The 16312-nt window shown below is 70.8% G+C and carries 13 protein-coding genes; 8 read left to right on the top strand and 5 right to left on the bottom strand.

All coding sequences use genetic code 11. From position 1 onward, the window contains the following. Positions 1–78: 78 nt before the first annotated feature. The 3 genes from ACIBK1_RS04430 to ACIBK1_RS04440 all read right to left on the bottom strand — a co-directional run bounded on the left by ACIBK1_RS04430 (position 79) and on the right by ACIBK1_RS04440 (position 4311). Positions 79–1008, bottom strand: a complete 930-nt coding sequence (locus ACIBK1_RS04430; RefSeq protein WP_396732249.1) for a CPBP family intramembrane glutamic endopeptidase — start codon at positions 1006–1008, stop codon at positions 79–81. 251 nt (positions 1009–1259) lie between these two features. Further along, positions 1260–3338 (bottom strand): glycosyltransferase family protein, encoded by a 2079-nt coding sequence (locus ACIBK1_RS04435; RefSeq protein ID WP_030507706.1) that lies wholly within the window; start codon positions 3336–3338, stop codon positions 1260–1262. A gap of 67 nt (positions 3339–3405) precedes the next feature. Further along, entirely contained in the window at positions 3406–4311 is a 906-nt protein-coding gene (locus tag ACIBK1_RS04440) for a LysR family transcriptional regulator (RefSeq protein ID WP_051761640.1), read from the bottom strand. A 126-nt stretch (positions 4312–4437) separates the two neighbouring features. On the opposite strand from ACIBK1_RS04440, the gene ACIBK1_RS04445 reads away from it, so the two are divergent. Beyond that, positions 4438–4839 (top strand): carboxymuconolactone decarboxylase family protein, encoded by a 402-nt coding sequence (locus ACIBK1_RS04445; protein ID WP_030507708.1) that lies wholly within the window; start codon positions 4438–4440, stop codon positions 4837–4839. 3 nt (positions 4840–4842) lie between these two features. Here ACIBK1_RS04445 and wecB read toward each other — a convergent pair whose 3' ends face one another. Continuing rightward, positions 4843–5970: a non-hydrolyzing UDP-N-acetylglucosamine 2-epimerase gene (wecB, locus tag ACIBK1_RS04450; RefSeq protein WP_363526323.1), complete on the bottom strand. Its 1128-nt coding sequence runs from the start codon at positions 5968–5970 to the stop codon at positions 4843–4845. A gap of 98 nt (positions 5971–6068) precedes the next feature. Between wecB and ACIBK1_RS04455 the strand changes: the two genes are divergently transcribed. From ACIBK1_RS04455 to ACIBK1_RS04485, 7 genes are all read left to right on the top strand, one after another. Then, positions 6069–7736 (top strand): glycosyltransferase family 4 protein, encoded by a 1668-nt coding sequence (locus ACIBK1_RS04455; RefSeq protein ID WP_076436212.1) that lies wholly within the window; start codon positions 6069–6071, stop codon positions 7734–7736. A 110-nt stretch (positions 7737–7846) separates the two neighbouring features. Next, positions 7847–9109: a nucleotide sugar dehydrogenase gene (locus ACIBK1_RS04460; protein WP_030507711.1), complete on the top strand. Its 1263-nt coding sequence runs from the start codon at positions 7847–7849 to the stop codon at positions 9107–9109. Positions 9110–9123: 14 nt separating this feature from the next. Then, positions 9124–10212, top strand: coding sequence for a glycosyltransferase (locus ACIBK1_RS04465; RefSeq protein WP_030507712.1), 1089 nt, complete (start codon positions 9124–9126; stop codon positions 10210–10212). Positions 10213–10340: 128 nt separating this feature from the next. After that, positions 10341–12167 (top strand): DUF4434 domain-containing protein, encoded by a 1827-nt coding sequence (locus tag ACIBK1_RS04470; RefSeq protein ID WP_396732255.1) that lies wholly within the window; start codon positions 10341–10343, stop codon positions 12165–12167. Between the two features lie 334 nt (positions 12168–12501). Next, a complete protein-coding gene (locus ACIBK1_RS04475) occupies positions 12502–13089 on the top strand; it encodes a hypothetical protein (protein ID WP_030507714.1) in 588 nt (195 codons plus the stop codon). A 198-nt stretch (positions 13090–13287) separates the two neighbouring features. Beyond that, positions 13288–13944 (top strand): NUDIX hydrolase, encoded by a 657-nt coding sequence (locus ACIBK1_RS04480; protein WP_030507715.1) that lies wholly within the window; start codon positions 13288–13290, stop codon positions 13942–13944. A gap of 156 nt (positions 13945–14100) precedes the next feature. Beyond that, entirely contained in the window at positions 14101–15345 is a 1245-nt protein-coding gene (locus tag ACIBK1_RS04485) for an acyltransferase family protein (protein WP_051761641.1), read from the top strand. Here ACIBK1_RS04485 and ACIBK1_RS04490 read toward each other — a convergent pair. After that, complete coding sequence (locus ACIBK1_RS04490) at positions 15324–16151, bottom strand: polysaccharide deacetylase family protein (protein WP_396732259.1); 828 nt, start codon at positions 16149–16151, stop codon at positions 15324–15326. The two genes, ACIBK1_RS04485 and ACIBK1_RS04490, sit on opposite strands and share 22 nt — an antisense overlap. Between the last annotated feature and the right edge of the window lie 161 nt (positions 16152–16312).

Below are 16312 nucleotides of genomic sequence, written 5' to 3' on the forward strand. Positions count from 1 at the left end.
CGGGCTGACGAGCTTAGAGTCTTCGCGCGGCGTGTGGGCCTGTGTCCCTCTCGGCGTCCGGGCTCCCGGCGCGCCGGTTCAGCGCTGCGGGGCGAGCTCCGGCGCGGACTCCTCCGCCGGGCGGTAGCCGAGGCGTCCACGGGTCGCGATGAGCACCAGGATCGCCGCCGTGGTGGCCGCGAGCAGCGTGACGTGGCTCGCGTGCTCGGGGGTGTCGAGCGACGGGAACATGTCCGAGTAGACGATCGACATGAAGTTGTTGACGCTGACGTGCAGCAGCATGATCAGCGGCAGGCTCTGGCCGGTGCGGTTGAACACCCAGGTGACGACCACGCTGAAGAGGGAGGCGAAGGCGATGAACTCGCCGATCCTCATCCAGGTGACGTCCGGCCACCCGCCCCACTGGCTCAGGAACAGCGGCAGGTGCCAGACGCCCCACAGCGGGCCGAGGATGACGGTCGCGCCCAGCGGGCCGAACCTCCGCTGCATGCGGGGCAGGGCGAAGTCACGCCAGCCGGGCTCTTCCGCGAGACCGGTGGTGACCATCTGGAGCAGCAGGCCGGGCACGTAGGCGACCAGCGCGGCGACGGACGGCATGTGGACGTTCTCGCCGGAGAGCGCGTACCCGGTGACGACGAGGGCGGCGGGGACGCCGAGGGCGGCCGTGACGTACCAGGCCCAGCCGACTCGCCACTTGGTCATCCGCCGGACCCATCGGCGGACGCCTTCCCTGCCGTCCGCGACCCTGGTCACGATGTACGCGGCGAAGATGGGGCCGAGGTACGCGCCGGGGAGAACGCCGGAGAACTGGGATGTCCCGAGCACGGAGGGGAACTCGAAGTCCCAGACCCCCAGGCCGTTGTCCGAGAGCACGTAGGGTGACCAGACCGCCCAGCTCATGAGGTTGGCCAGGGCGAAGAAGGCGACCAGCGGACGGCGGCGGATGAAGCCCCGGATCCCGGTCTCGCTCGTGTGGTGCCCGGCCCGCGGCCGGCTGTCGACTGCCATTTCACTCTCTCCTGCGGGAGCGTTCGACTGACAGTGATCAGCACACCAGCCGCCGGCCCTCCCGGTCGCTCCCGCGTGCTGCCCAATGGAGGTGCAGCCAGGGGTACCACGGCGGGAACGGGCAGGTCGGAGCGTCGGACAGGCGACGGCGAGAGGGCGCAGGGAGACCGGGAGGGCCGTGGGCAGAGCGAAAAGGAGGCCGTCCAGAGCCGTGACGAGCCCTGGACGGCCTCCTCCCACAGGAGCGCCGGTCAGATGAGGACGTGCGCCTCGGGGTTGCCGGCGAAGCAGAACTGCGCGTTGCGGGTCAGCTTGTAGTCCGCCGCCTGCCAGGTGTGGGCGGTGGCGTCCGAGCCGCGCATGTAGATGAAGTTGTACCGGTCGGCCGAGTAGATCCGGACGCCCTCCTCCTTGCAGCGCCGCACGAGACGGGTGTCCTCGCCCGCGTTGACCGGCTCGAAGGGGAACGCCCGCAGCAGGTCGGCGCTGGCCAGGATCGTCGCCCCCTGGATGAGGTGGGCGTAGCGGTGCTCCAGCCCGGGCAGGCGGAAGATCGTGACGTCCTGGTCGGGGAAGTACGTGTAGTGCGCGCCCTTGCCGACCATCTCGGCGTCGGCGTAGTCGAAGGAGCGGACCAGGTCCGACAGGTAGTGCTCGCCGTAGATGTTGTCGTCGTCCATCTTGGAGATCAGCTCGCCCTCGGCGTGGGCGATGCCGTGGTTGAGCACCTCGCCCAGCGTCCAGGAGGGGTCGGCGGTCAGCACCTTCACGGCCGGGATGCCCGCCGCGAGGGCCTTGTCGCGCACGACCGCAGGGTCCTCCGACAGGCCGTGCATGACCAGCACGAGCTCCAGGTTGCGGTGCCGCTGCCGCGCCACCTGGCTGATCGCGTGTTCGAGCTGGCCGGCCCGGTTGGTCGGCAGCACCACGGAGATCGACCGCGACCGGGAGACGACCGGCAGGCCGAGGTCGCCGAGGATCTGGTCGACGCGGTGGGAGAACAGGTGCTTGTCGAACACCTCGCGCATCGCCAGGTGACCCTGGCGGGCCCGCAGCTCGGGGCTGTTGATCAGGTAGATCGCCCGGTTGTACGCCTCCTCCTGGGAGTGCGCGACCGGGATGAGCGGGCCGAACGTCTCCTCGATGGCCCGCGACCACCCCGACAGCACCGTGGTCGAGCAGGCCGACAGCTCGAAGACCCGGCGCGCGCACATGGTCGGCGAGTCGATCACCGAGTTCACGTTCAGGAAGACCTTGTACATCTTGTACGCGGCCAGCATCTGCTCGTACGGCAGCTCGCCGACGATGTGGGGGCGATACTCCTCCGGCCAGGCGTACTTGTCGGCCACCGAGGCGTTCCTGGCGTAGATGTGCAGGCCGAGCGGGCGCACGGGCGCGAGGATCGTCTCCATCTGCTCGCGCCGCTCGGGGTGCTTGTCGCGGAAGTACATCCCCGCGAAGACCACGTCGTACGGCCGGCCCATCTTGGTCTGGATCGGGTTGTGGATCCGGGGCTGGGCGGCGAACTGCAGCACGCCGACACGGTCATGACCCAGCATCTCGCGATATTTCGGGATCATGTCGCCGTCGCACGTGTACACGTAGTCGAACAGCTTGGCCGTGTCGATGAAGAAGTCGAAGTTGGGCGGGTCCTCCTTGTTCCAGAAGACCGTGGGGATGCCCTCCTCGCGGCACCAGGCGATCAGGTCGCGCAGCTCCTGCTTGGGCGCGTTGGTCCCGGTCATCTGGTAGCGCCAGCGGCCCTGGTTGCCGTGCCAGGCCGACTCGCAGAACAGCATCTCCGGCCGCTTCTCGGCGAAGATCTCCCGCCAGTCCTGCAGCCCGAACTCGATCTGGTCCCACTCGTACTTGAAGGCCATGCGGGAGAAGTCGTCGAGGATGACCGCGACGGGCATGTCCGGCCGTACGACCGGGCCGTCCGGCCACCTGAGGCCCGGGATCTTGACCTCGGGGCCCCGTGTCTCGGCGGCGGCGGCGACCTCGATCGCGGAGGGCGGCGCCTTCGGCGCCTTCTTGCCGTCCTTCATCGCCTTGCTGAGATCGCGGGGCAGCCGGACGATCTTCTTCGGCTTCGCCGCGTTCGTCAGCACCTGCGCGACGCGGTAGGGCTTCTGGGTCTGGGTGGCCTGCAGCCGCCAGAGGGCGTAGTCGGCGCGGGCCTCCTGGTAGGCGAGCCGGTTCTCCAGGTCGCGGATCCGCTGCTCGTACTGCTCGACGTGCTTGCGCTCCTCGGGCAGCCAGTTCACCGGCCCCAGCCGCTGGAAACGGGGCTCTTCAGGAGTCTCAGGAGTCTCGTCGCTCTCAGCCATGCCTCTCCCCCTTACGGACAAGCCATCGTAAAGGGGCTGCAGGGACCTTTGTGCCGATATAGGGGTTTCAATGGACCGGTCTGGCGGGATCGCTCGTGGCGAGGGTGGCCAGCACCGAGCGGAAGCGCTCGACGAGGGGATTCGCGTCCTTCGCCCGCCAGACCATGTGGAGGGTCGTGGAGGTGCCCTCCAGAGGGCGGGCGCGGACGCCGACGCGGCGGAGCGCGCGATGGGAGTCCGACATCACGGCCGCGCCGAAACCGGCCGCGACCAGCGCCAGCACCGTCTGCACGCTCCGGCCCTCCGCGCCGATGCGGGGTGTCACGCCGGCGTGGTCGCACAAGGCGATGATCTCGTCGTAGGAGTGCGGGGAGACCTCGCGCGGCCACACGACGAGCGGCACCTGGCCGAGCGCGGTCAGGGGAGCGGCGCCGGCCTCGTGCGCCAGCGGATGCGCGGCGGGCAGGAACAGGCTGAGCGGCTCGCGCCACCAGGAGCGCGCCACCAGACGCGGGTCGCGGGCGGGCAGACGCTGGACGGCGATGTCGAAGCGGCCGTCGAGGACGCCGCCGGACATCTCGGCGTCGTTGAAGCTCTCCACCAGGCGCAGCTCGACGCGGGGCATCTCCCGGCGCAACCGGCCGAGCGCGCCGCCCAGCGGGCCGTTGATCCCCGAGCCGGCGAACGTCACCGTCAGCCGTCCGGCCAGCCCCTCGGCCGCCAGCCGGACGTCGTCCAGCGCGGCCCGCGCCTCGGCGAGGACCGTGGTGGCCCGGGCCACCAGCGCACGGCCCGCCGGCGTCGGGACCATCCCCCTGCCCTCGCGTTCGAACAGCGGCGTCCCCAGCCGCCGTTCCAGCTCGTGCACCTGCCGGCTGAGCGTCGGCTGCGTCAGGTGCAGGCGCCGCGCCGCCGCGCTGATGCTCCCCTCCTCGCAGATCGCCACCACGTACTCGAGCAGTCTCAGGTTCATCCATACCTCCGAGGCATAGGAGATGCAGATTCCCACGCCTGCCGAGCGGGACAGGAGGCGGGAGGGGCGAGGCTGGTCGCAGCCGGGACGCCGAACAGGCGGCCCGGACCGACCGGATGGAGAACCATGAACCGCGAAGAGCGCTACGAATACGGCCTCAAGGTGCTGAACGAGGTCGACGGCGAGGCCGGGCAGCGCGTCGTCGCGTCCCTCGCCGACGTCTCGCCCGAGCTCGGCCACCAGGTGGTGGCGTGGGCGTTCGGCGACATGTACGCACGCCCCGAGCTGTCACCCCGGGACCGGCAGCTCGTCACCCTCGGCGTCCTGACGGCCCTCGGGGGCTGCGAGATCGAGCTCGACGTGCACCTCAACGCCGCGCTGAACGTGGGCCTCACCGCCACCGAGATCGCCGAGGCACTCCTGCACTCGGCGGTCTACGCGGGCATGCCGAGGGCGATCAACGCCACGCTGGTGGCGAAGAAGGTCTTCGCCGAGCGCGGCCTGCCCCCCGTCCAGAACCTGTCCTGACGCTTAGGGCAGGGCGCCCTTGGCGGCGGGGGAGAGGTTGTCGCCGCGGAGCCAGGCGTCGATGACGCGGGCGATCCGCGGCCCGGCCGCGCCGTCCCACAGCGGCGGCAGCTCGCCGCTCGGCGTGGCCGCGCCGTCCGCGAGCGCCTTGGACGCCGCGGCGGGCAGCGAGGCGGGGGTGACGAGCCGGTTGGTGCCGTGGGTCACGGTGATCGGCCGCTCGGTGTTGGGCCGGACGGTCAGGCAGGGGACGCCCAGCATGGTCGTCTCCTCCTGGACGCCGCCGGAGTCGGTCACCACCAGGGCGGCGCCCCGCACCAGGGACAGGAAGTCCACGTAGCCCAGCGGGTCCACGATCTTCAGATTCGGCCGGTCCACGAGCCCGGCCTCCGCCAGCCGCTGCCGGCCGCGGGGGTGCAGGGGCACGACGACCGGCACCTGCTCGGCCACCCCGAGCACGGCGTCGACCAGTTCGCGGGCGGCCTCCGGGTCGTCCACATTGGCCGGGCGGTGCAGCGTCGCCACCGCGTAGCCGCCGTCGATCCCCAGCCGCTCCTGGACCGGCGCCGGGTCGAGCTTCGGCAGCGCGGCGAACAGGCTGTCGATCATCGGGTTGCCGACGAGGTGCACCTTCGCCGGGTTCACGCCCTCGTTGGCGAGGTGTGACAGCGCCTCGGGCGAGGTGGCGAACAGCAGGTCGGACAGCGCGTCGGTGACGACCCGGTTGACCTCCTCCGGCATCTCCCGGTCGAAGGAGCGCAGGCCCGCCTCGACGTGCGCGGTCGGCACGTGCAGCTTGGCGCAGACGAGGATCGCCGCGAGCGTCGAGTTCACGTCGCCGTACACCACCACGAGTGCCGGGCGGTGTTCGAGCACGACGTCCTCCAGCCCCGTGAGCAGGGCGGCCGTCTGCCGGGCGTGGGTGCCGCTGCCGACGCCGAGGTTCGCGATCGGCTCGGGCAGCCCCAGGTCGGCGAAGAACACGTCCGACATCAGCGCGTCGTAGTGCTGGCCGGTGTGGATGATGCCCTGCCGGACCCCGAGCTCGGCCAGCCCCCTGACGACCGGGGCCGCCTTGACGAAGTTCGGCCGGGCGCCCAGTACGTGCAGGACGAGGGGGTTGTCTCTCATCTGCCTCGCCTTTCGTCTCTGGTCGTGCTCACAAGCCGTGCCCTGCTGCGCGTTTTCGCACTCCCTGGCACAAACGTTGCCTATGGTACGGTCGCGCCGTGGAAACCGAGGCCAACAAGCCCGCAAAGGTGGTGTCCGCCGCGTCCGCGAAGGCCGGCCTCGGCGGCTTCCTCCGGGGGTTCGCGAGGAACCCGGTCCTCGTCTCCCGGATCTTCGTGAGCAAGGTCAAGTCCGACCCGATGCGGGTCGCCCAGGCCGCCGCCGACGCGATACCTCCCGGGGTGCGCCCGGTCGTCGGACGCGTCGCCTGGCCCGCGGCCCGGTTCGTCAAGGTCAGGACCCGCAAGATCCTGCAGCGCGCGGCCAAGGGCCCGCTGCGGGACGCCAAGGCGCACTTCGAGGCCGGCCGGATGTCGGACGCGGTCCGGGTGCTCCAGCCGCAGTCCCGGTGGCCGTTCGTCCGCCGGAGGATGGCCTACTACGAGGGTGAGAAGGCCGCGCTCGGACCGAACCCGATCCCGCCCAAGCCCAAGATCATCATGGGTGAGCGGGTGGCCGGCCGGGTGCTGCACATGGTGACCAACGCCCTGCCGTACACGCAGGCGGGGTACACCGTGCGCACCCACCGCATCGTCACCGCCCAGAAGGCGGCGGGGCTCGACCCCCACGTCGTGACGAGCTGGGGCTGGCCCATGCTCCAGGGGCACACCGACGCCGAGCCGTACGAGGAGATCGACGGGATCCCCTACTACCGGCTGCTGCCCAAGGGCGAGATGCCGTTCGAGAGCCAGGGGCGGATGATCCGCGGCGCCGCGGACGTCTCCGAGCTGGTCAGGACCCTGCGTCCGCAGGTCCTGCACGCGGCGACCGACCACCGCAACGGCTCCGTCGCGCTCGCGGTGCGCGAGCGGACGAACACGCCCTTCGTGTACGAGGTGCGCGGCTTCCTGGAGGAGACCTGGGTCTCCCGGGACCCGGCCAGGGTCGGCAGCGAGCGGCACACGCTGCAGCGTGAGCGCGAGGCGCAGATCATGCGCGAGGCCGACGCGGTCGTGACGCTCGCCGAGACGATGGCGGCCGAGATCGTGGAGCGCGGCGTGCCCAGGGAGCGCATCTTCCTCGCGCCCAACGCCGTGGACGACGCCCTGCTGACGGCCGACTACGACGGCGAGGCGTTCCGCGACCGGTTCGGGATCGGGCGCGACGAGATCGTCGTGGGCTCGGTGTCGAGCATCGTCGCCTACGAGGGATTCGCCACATTGCTGAGCGCCGCCGCGCTGCTGCGCGACGCCGGAACGCCGGTGAAGGTCCTGCTGGTCGGGGACGGCGCCGAGCGGCCCGCGCTGCTCGAACAGGTCGACCGGCTCGGCCTGAAGGAGGCGATCCTGCCCGGCCGGGTGGGCCCGGACGAGGCGTTGCAGGCCCAGGCGGCCATCGACATCTTCGTCTGCCCGCGTGAGGACCTGCGTGTGTGCCGCCTCGTCACCCCGCTGAAGCCGGTCGAGGCGATGGCGCTGGGCAAGCCGGTCGTGCTGAGCGACCTGCCCGCGCTGTCGGAGCTCGTCGGCGGCGAGGGGGCCGGACTGCTGGTGCCGCCCGGCGATCCGGCCGCGCTGGCCAAGGCGCTCGCCGCGCTGAGCGACGATCCGGAACGCCGCCGGATCATGGGCGAGGCGGGCAAGGCCGAGGTCGCCGCGCACCGGACCTGGAGCAGCCTGGCCCGCACGTACCAAGGGATCTACCAGTCCTTGACCGAAAACCGATAAACAGCAGAAAGTCGGATGTGTTGCATCAGGCATGCTTGGTTCCGAGTTGAGATAGCCTTTGCCACCATGAAGTGTTGTTTCCGCCCCCAGGTTCCCCCAAAGGCCTCGTCGTGACAGCCTTCGATCTCACGATCATCGGGCTGGGATACGTGGGCATGCCGCTGGCCAAAGAGGCCACGGCAGCGGGCCTGCGGGTGGCTGGTCTGGACGTCGACCCCCGCAAGGTCGAGGCCCTGAACGCCGGCCGCTCCTACATCGACGACCTGACCGACGCCGACCTCGACGCGATGCTCACCGCCGGCTTCACGGCCACGCTGGACGCGTCGGTGCTGTCGCGGTCGAGCACGATCGTCATCTGCGTTCCGACGCCGCTGGACGAGGACCACCGTCCGGATCTGTCGGCCGTCGAGGGCGCCACCCGGGCCGTCGCAGAGCATCTTCAGGCGGGCACGCTCGTCGTGCTGGAGTCCACCACGTGGCCCGGCACCACGGACGAGCTGGCGCGGCCGATCCTGGAGCAGTCCGGCCTGGTGGCCGGCAAGGACTTCCACCTGGCGTTCTCGCCGGAGCGGATCGACCCGGGCAACCCCAAGTTCGGCCTGCGCAACACCCCCAAGGTCGTCGGCGGCTACACCTCCGCCTGCAAGGAGCGGGCCGCTGCCTTCTACGCGCAGTTCGTCGAGCGGGTCGTGCCGGTCAGCGGCACCCGCGAGGCGGAGATGGCCAAGCTGCTGGAGAACACCTACCGGCACGTCAACATCGCCCTCGTCAACGAGATGGCGATCTTCTGCGACGAGCTCGGCGTGAACCTGTGGGAGGCCATCGAGGCCGCCTCCACCAAGCCGTTCGGCTTCCAGAAGTTCCTGCCGGGCCCCGGCGTCGGCGGGCACTGCATCCCCGTCGACCCGTCGTACCTGTCCTACACGGTGCGCAAGCTCGGCTACCCCTTCCGGTTCGTCGAACTGGCCCAGGAGATCAACGAGCGGATGCCGTCGTACGTGGTGGCCCGCGTGCAGCGGCTGCTCAACCGGGCCCGCAAGGCCGTGAACGGCTCGCGCGTGCTGCTCCTCGGAGTCACGTACAAGCCGGACATCGCCGACGAGCGGGAGACGCCGGCCATCCCCGTGGCCGAGGCGCTCCTGGAACTGGGCGCCGAGCTGTCCTTCTGCGACCCGTACGTGAAGGAGTGGTCGGTCGAGGGCAGACAGATCCCCCGCGAGGAGGACCTGGCCGAGGCCGTGGCCGCCGCCGACGTGGTGGTCCTGCTCCAGCAGCACTCGATCTTCGACCTCGACGTCGTGGAGGAGCGAGCCCCTCTCGTCCTGGACACTCGCGGCGTGCTGGCCACGAGCGAACGCGTCGAGCGGTTGTAGGAAGGGTTTCGCGCGTGCACGTGCTCGTCATGACGGTGGTGCATCACCCCGAGGACGCCCGGATCCTGCACCGGCAGATCCGGGCACTCGTCGACGCCGGTCATGAGGTCACGTACGCCGCGCCGTACACCGCGCGGGGAGTCGTGCCGCGTTCGTGGGTGACGGGTGTGGACCTGCCCAGGGCCGCCGAGCGACGCCGCCTGGCCGCGGTGCGGGCCGCCCGCAAGCTCTTCAAGAGCATGCGGGGCAAGGTCGACCTGGCCCTCATCCACGACCCCGAGCTGCTGCTGGCGGTCGCCGGGGTGCGCGGTCGTCCGCCGGTCGTCTGGGACGTCCACGAGGACACCCCCGCGACGCTGTCGCTCAAGCCGTGGCTGCCGGCGTTCCTGCGCCCGCCGATGCGCTTCCTCGCCCGGCTCCTCGAAACCACCGCCGAGCGCCGGCTCCACCTGCTGCTGGCCGAGGCCGCGTACGCGGGCCGGTTCAGGCAGCAGCACCTCGTGGTGCCGAACGAGACATGGGTGCCCGACCGGGTCAGCCCGCCCGGCGACGACCGCGTCGTCTACCTCGGCTGGCTGTCGGAGGCCCGGGGCGTCCAGGAGGCCGTCGAGGTGGCCCGGCTGCTCCAGCCGCACCGCGTGGCCGTGGAGCTCATCGGCTACGCCGACCCGCAGAGCCGCCCCCTGCTGAACGAGGCCGTCGCCCAGGGCCTGCTGGAATGGCGCGACTTCATGCCGAACGACGAGGCGCTCAAGCGGCTCGACGGTGCGCTCGCCGGCCTCTCGCTGCTGCACGACGAGCCCAACTACCGCCACTCGATGCCCACGAAGATCGTCGAGTACATGGCGCACGGCATCCCGGTCATCACCACTCCCTCGCCGCGGGCCGTGGAGCTCGTGGAGCGCTACCAGTGCGGCCTGGTCGTCCCCTGGCAGGACGCCCAGGCGGTGGCGCGGGCGGCGCTCCAGCTCAGGGACAACCCCTTCGAGCGGATCGGCACCGGTGGACGCGGCTACGCCGCCGCGCGGGCGAACCACCACTGGCCCAACTCCGCACGCCGGTTCGTCACCCAGTTAGAGGCATGGGCCGGCGTCAAGAGCTGATCAGGCGAGAGCTGAACGCGCGGTGAACACTGCCGCAGGCGGCCCACGAGGCCGGCCCGGCGGCGAGAACATCCGGGTAGGCTGGGCGCGGCAAGATCATTTGAACGACGGGCGGTAGTGTCCTGAAAGTGCGCTGGCTCACTCTGATCCTGGGTGTGGCGATCCTCGCCGGCGTCGCATCAGTGGTGATCGTCCTTCGTGACGGAGGCACCGGCTCCGGCACCGCCAGCGCCGGGCAGACCACCCCGTCGACCCCCATGGTCGGGTCGCCGACGCACAGCGTGTTCACCGACCCCTGCGGGACGTTCGAGACCGCGGCGACCACGCCGTACGCCGTGAGCGGCTACTGGCTGATCCCGACCTCCGACCCCTGCACCTGGCGCCGTCAGCTGGAGGCCATTCACCGCCTCGGCGGGGACACCGTCGTGCGCCTCGGCTTCGGCCTGTCGCCACGCGAGACCGACGACGACGGCCAGGTCCTGGAGGCCTCGACTCCCGAGGGGAAGGATCCCAAGCCCGACGCCAGGTACGCCCGCTGCGTCGAGAACGGGCTGCCGTGCGTGAAGCAGGCGGAGAAGGAGCTCCAGGCGGCCAACGCGGGCAACCGCATCACGAGGACGTACGTCTACCGCACCGACGAGCGGTTCGGCCCCGGCATCTTCCGCTGTCCCCAGATGGAGCACGAGATCGTGGTGGGGGACGACGTCTTCTTCCGGCTCGTCGCCCCCGAGGACGGCTCGGACGACCCCACCTGCGACTTCACCCGCAAGGGGCGCGGCTACCACCTGATCCTCGTCTCGGCGGGCACGAGGGACAGCCTCAGTGAGCTGCTCGACCTCGGCGACCGGTTCGGCATCAAGGTCTTCCCCGCCCTGCCGCTCGCCCCGCGCGACCCCGAGGAGTCCACCCGGGCCGACCCCCGCCACATCGGCACGCTGACCACGCTGACCCGGCGGGTCCTGCAGGACTACGGCGACCGCTTCAAGGGCCGCGAGTCGCTGGGCGGCGTCTACCAGCCGTTCGAGTTGCAGTTGCGGGACTGGCCCGACCCGAGCAAGGTCCAGACGCTCCAGGTGTACGCCGAGCAGCACCTGATCGTCGAACAGGAACTGCCGGACAAACCGATCCTGGTGAGCCCGTACATCGACAGCCGAAGGCGGGTGAAGTACACCTCCACGCCCAGCCAGGTGGCCCAGGGCTTCAAGGAACTCGCGCGCACCGGCGTGGAGATCATCGCGCCGCAGGACGGCCGGGGCACGGGCAAGGTCGGCCTGTTCTGGCCCAACTGGAAGAACAAGCCGGTGGACGACAGCCTCAAACCGGTCGTCGGGGAGAGCACGTACGCCACTGCCTACTACGGCAGCACCCGCGACTACTACCGCGCGATGTCGCTGGCCCGCCAGGAGCTGGTCCAGGAGGGCGTCCAGGTGGAGCTGTGGGCCAACGTCGAGGCGTTCGAGCCGTCCACCTCGACGGAGAATTGCGGCCGTCAGGGCACGCGCGGGCGCACGGACAAGCCCAGGCTGGACACGCAGGTGACGCTCGCCGCGCCGTACGTGTCGAAGATCATTTCTTACATGTGGAGCGACTTCTTCACCTGCGGCTCGCCCTCGCTGTCGGAGGAGATCGCGGCGGACTGGGACCGTCCGATCCCGATCGAGGCGCAGCGGCGCGCGCGGCAGATCCAGGACGGCATGGAGATCCGCGGCTACCACCTCGGCACGGCCAAGGTCACCCTGAGCTGGCCGGGCCTGGACACGCCGCGGGTCGTCGACTCGGCCACGGTCGGCTGGCACGACACCACCCCGATCCAGGGGCTGCCGGCGGGCACGGAGAAGATCTGGATCCCGGTGGACTGGGCCACGGTCCCCGACGACGTCTGGGTACGGGTGGAGGTCACCTCCGCCGACGGCAGGAAGTCCGCCGAACCGGTCTACTACCACAACACCGGCTGACCCCCGCCGAGCCGGTCGGCCCTCGGCCCTGCCCCGCGCCGTGCGGCACGCGCGTGGTGAGGTCGTGCCGAAGGCGCGCGGTGAACACGTGCCGGAGCCGCGCCGTACGCGGACGCCGGTGCCGCGTCATGAGCACGGCATGGCAATGTCCGCGCAAGGAACGGACAATGCCGCGGCGGGGTGTCCGTGTGGCCCGCGCCGCCCGCTGATCTCCTTTGCCTGCGCCGCCGCCAGTGGATCTCGCTGTGGAGGCGGCGCGACGGCCGGCCCGTCCACGCCGGTTCCGAGATGCCCGCCGCATCAGGGCGTCCGACGATCGACAAGGAGACCGCACATGAACCGACTTCGTCACCTCCTGCCCGCAGGATTCGCGGCGGGCGCGCTGGTGGCCGCGATGGCCCTGGCCGCCCCGGCCGCCACCGCCGCCCAGGCCGCGAGCGGACGTGCGAACGTCGTCACCGCGCTCGGCTACAACAGCACGGGCTGGACCTACCGCCAGGTGCCCGCCACGACCCAGGTGCCGGGCTTCGCCGAGCGGGGATTCGACGACAGCTCCTGGCCGCAGGGACAGGCGGGCTTCGGCACCACCAACGGGACCTGCTCGTGGAACAACCAGACCGACGTCAGGACCCAGTGGGCGGTCGGCACCGACATCCTGGTGCGCCATTGGCTGCACCTGCCGCGCGACGCACAGGCGGTGCGCATCCAGGGCACGGTGGACAACGACGCGCAGGTCTACTTCAACGGCCACCTCGTGCAGAGCGTCAAGAGCGGCAAGTGCGCCGCCGGGGCGATCGACGTCGTGGTGCCCGCGGCCGACCTCGACTGCTGCAACCTGCTCGCCGTACGCGGCCATGACGCCGGCGTGGCGGCCTACCTGAACCTCCGGGTGACCTACGTCAAGCCTGGGCAGTCGCGCTGACGTTCCGTGCTGTGCGTCGCCCGGCATCGGCCGCGCTGTCCCGGCCGGGCTGTGCCGGTCGCATGATGCCGGGCGACGTTCCGGGGACACGAGACCCGGTTACGGGGATGTGATGTGGTGGTGAAGCTCTCGCGCGGGGCCGGACCGGCGCAGTCAGGACGGTCCGAGCCGAGGCCCGCGTCCTGTAGCGTGCTGGGCATGATCCCGCGCATCCCCGTCAGCGTGGATCTGGTCGTGCTCACCGTCAGGTCCCAGCAGCTCAGCGCCCTCGTCTGGCGGCGCGACCGGCCGCCGTACGAGGGCCGGTGGGCGCTTTCCGGCGGGTTCATCAAGCTGGAGGAGGACCTTCCCGCCGCCGCGGCCCGCGTGCTGGCGGAACGGGCCGGCCTTCCCGGGGCGCCGGTCCACCTGGAGCAGCTTCAGACCTACGGCTATCCGGACCGCGACCCGCGCCAGCGGGTCGTCAGCGTGGCCTACCTGGGCCTCGCCCCCGACCTGCCCGCGTCCACCGAGGCCCACATGAGCTGGCAGCCGGTGGCCGAGCTGACGGAGATGGCCTTCGACCATCGCAGGATCATGCTCGACGGTGTGGAGCGGGCCAGGGGCAAGCTCGAATACACCTCGCTCGGCGCGGCCTTCTGCCCGCCCGAGTTCACCGTGGCGGAGCTGCGCCGCGTCTACGAGATCGTCTGGGGACGTCCGCTCGACCCGCGAAACTTTCACCGGAAGGTCACCAAGACGGAGGGCTTCCTCGTGCCCACCGGGTGCACCACGACCCGGGACGGCGGCCGTCCCGCCATGCTCTACCGCCGGGGCCCCGCCGTGTTGCTGCACCCGCCCATGCTGCGCACCTGACCGGCCGCGCCCGGCGGGACGGCCGGCGTACGCGACAGGCGGGTCTGGCCGGGCCGGCCTGCCCCGTTTCTGCCTGTGCCGCAGGAGGCGCACGCTACGCACCCATCGCTGGGGAATGTCCCGACTCACAGGAAACTTTCAGGATATATTCCGGCCATGCTGGCTGCGGCCCCGCGCATCACCGATGCGCCGGCCATTCCTCCCGGACCGTCCCGGCTGCGCGTGCTCGACCTGCTGCGGTTCTGCGCGGCTCTCGGCGTCGTCCTCTTCCACTTCGGCGAGACGCGCGCCTGGGGCACGCCCAACGCCTTCCCCGCGCTGAGCATGGTGACCGTCTTCGGCGTCTACGGCGTGCGCCTGTTCTTCCTGATCAGCGGATTCGTGATCCTGATGAGCGCCTGGGGCCGCACGCCTGGCCACTTCGCGGCGTCGCGGATCGCCCGGCTGTTCCCGGCGTACTGGGCGAGCGTGCTCGTCCTGGGCGGTCTGGCCCTCGGCGGGCTGGTCACCGACCACCGGCCGAGCCTCGCCGAGCTGCTGGCCAACGTGACGATGCTCCAGCACGGCTTCGGCGTACGCGACCTGGAGATCGTCTACTGGACGCTGTGGCAGGAGCTGGTCTTCTACGCCCTCATCGCCTGCCTCGCGGCCGTGGGGATCACCTACCGCAGGTGCCTGGCGTTCATGGGGGCGTGGGTGCTGCTGCTGGCGGTCGCCGACCGGGTGAACGCCGACCTGCTGCAGGCGGTGCTCGTGCCGTTCGGCGCGCCGTATTTCATCGCGGGGATGGCCCTCTTCCTCGTCCACCGCTTCGGCGGGTCGCTGTTCCCCTGGCTGTTCGTGGGCGTGGGCTGGAGCCTGGGGCTCTACACGGCGCTGAGCGAGGAACCACCGGCGGTCCGGAGATTCGGGCAGGCGCTGGGCTCGGCGCTCGTGGCCGGCGTGATCTCGCTGATCTTCCTGGTGATGATCCTCGTGGCGGTCGGCGCGTTCGACCGGATCGCCTGGCGGTGGCTCACCGTCCTCGGCGCCCTGACCTACCCGCTCTACCTCTTCCACCACCACGTCGGGTTCCTGCTCATCCAGTGGCTCCACCCGGTGCTGGGCAGCCGCCTCACGCTCCCGCTGGCCGTCGCCGCGGTGCTCGTGGTCGCGTACGGCGTGCACCGGCTGGTCGAGCGGCCCCTGCAGCCCCGGATGCGCGCGGCCCTCGACCGCTCGCTCGCGGCCGACGCCGGCCGCGTCCCCCCGGCGGAGACGGCGGCCGTCTCTCCCGTGTCCTCGATGCCCGCGCCGGTTTCCGCGCCGGTTTCTGCGCCGGTTTCTGCGGCGGTCTCCCCGCCGGCGCCGTACGTGGAGAAGACGACGCCGGGGACCTCCTACCTGCCGCGGGGCGGGTAGACCTCGCCGGGGCGCAGTGTGCGGCCCTGCAGCAGGGTCGTCAGCGTGACGAACTTGTAGTGCTGCTTCTCCAGCGCGGTGAGCACGCCGGGCATGGCCTTGACCGTCTCGGGGACGATGTCGTGCAGCAGGATCACGCCGTTGCGCTTGGCCAGCTTCAGCGTGCGCTTGGCGATCACTTTGGTGTCGCGGGCCTGCCAGTCGAGCGTGGACCCCGTCCACAGGATCTGCGGCAGCCCCAGATCGGACATGAGACTCGCGACCCTGGAGTTGGTCGCGCCGTTCGGCGGGCGCATGTAGTCCGGCATCCTGCCGATCGTCTTGTTGATGATGTTCGAGGTGCTGGAGACCTCTTCGAACACCTCACCGTCCGACAGGGTGGTGAGCGAGGGGTGGTTCCAGGTGTGGTTGCCGATGTCGTGCCCCTCCTCGTGGATCCGCCGGGTGAGCTCGGGACGGTTGGCGACCTTCCGGCCGAGGAGGAAGAAGGTGGCCTTCGCCTTGTGCTTCTTCAGCGTGTCGAGCAGCGCCGGGGTGTAGGGCCAGGGGCCGTCGTCGAAGGTGAGGGCGATGCACTTGTATCGGGCGCAGTAGGGCGTGCCCTTCTTCCGCGCCGCGGCAGGGGTCGCGGCCTTCGCGGTTGTGGCCGCCGCCTCGGTGGTCACGGTCTTCGCGGTCACGGTCTTCGCGGTCACGGCCGTCGCCTGGACGGCTGAGGCGGTCGCGGGTCCGGCCGCGGTGGGGACGACGCACACGCCGGCCGCCGCGCAGGCGCCGGCCATCACGAATCTCGCTTTCCGCCACATGCCGCTGGATCTTAGTGAAACCCGATGAGATGGTCATCGGAACGGCGGACCCCGGCCCGACCAGGCGACGGCGGTAGGCGAAGGGCGCGGTACAGCGCGCGTCAAGGGCTTTGAAAGTGCCCCGGGACACACTGCCGGCAACGAAGAGGAAAGGACCCCAG

It is taken from the genome of Microbispora rosea, from assembly GCF_044460045.1.
GTDB classification, from domain to species: domain Bacteria; phylum Actinomycetota; class Actinomycetes; order Streptosporangiales; family Streptosporangiaceae; genus Microbispora; species Microbispora rosea.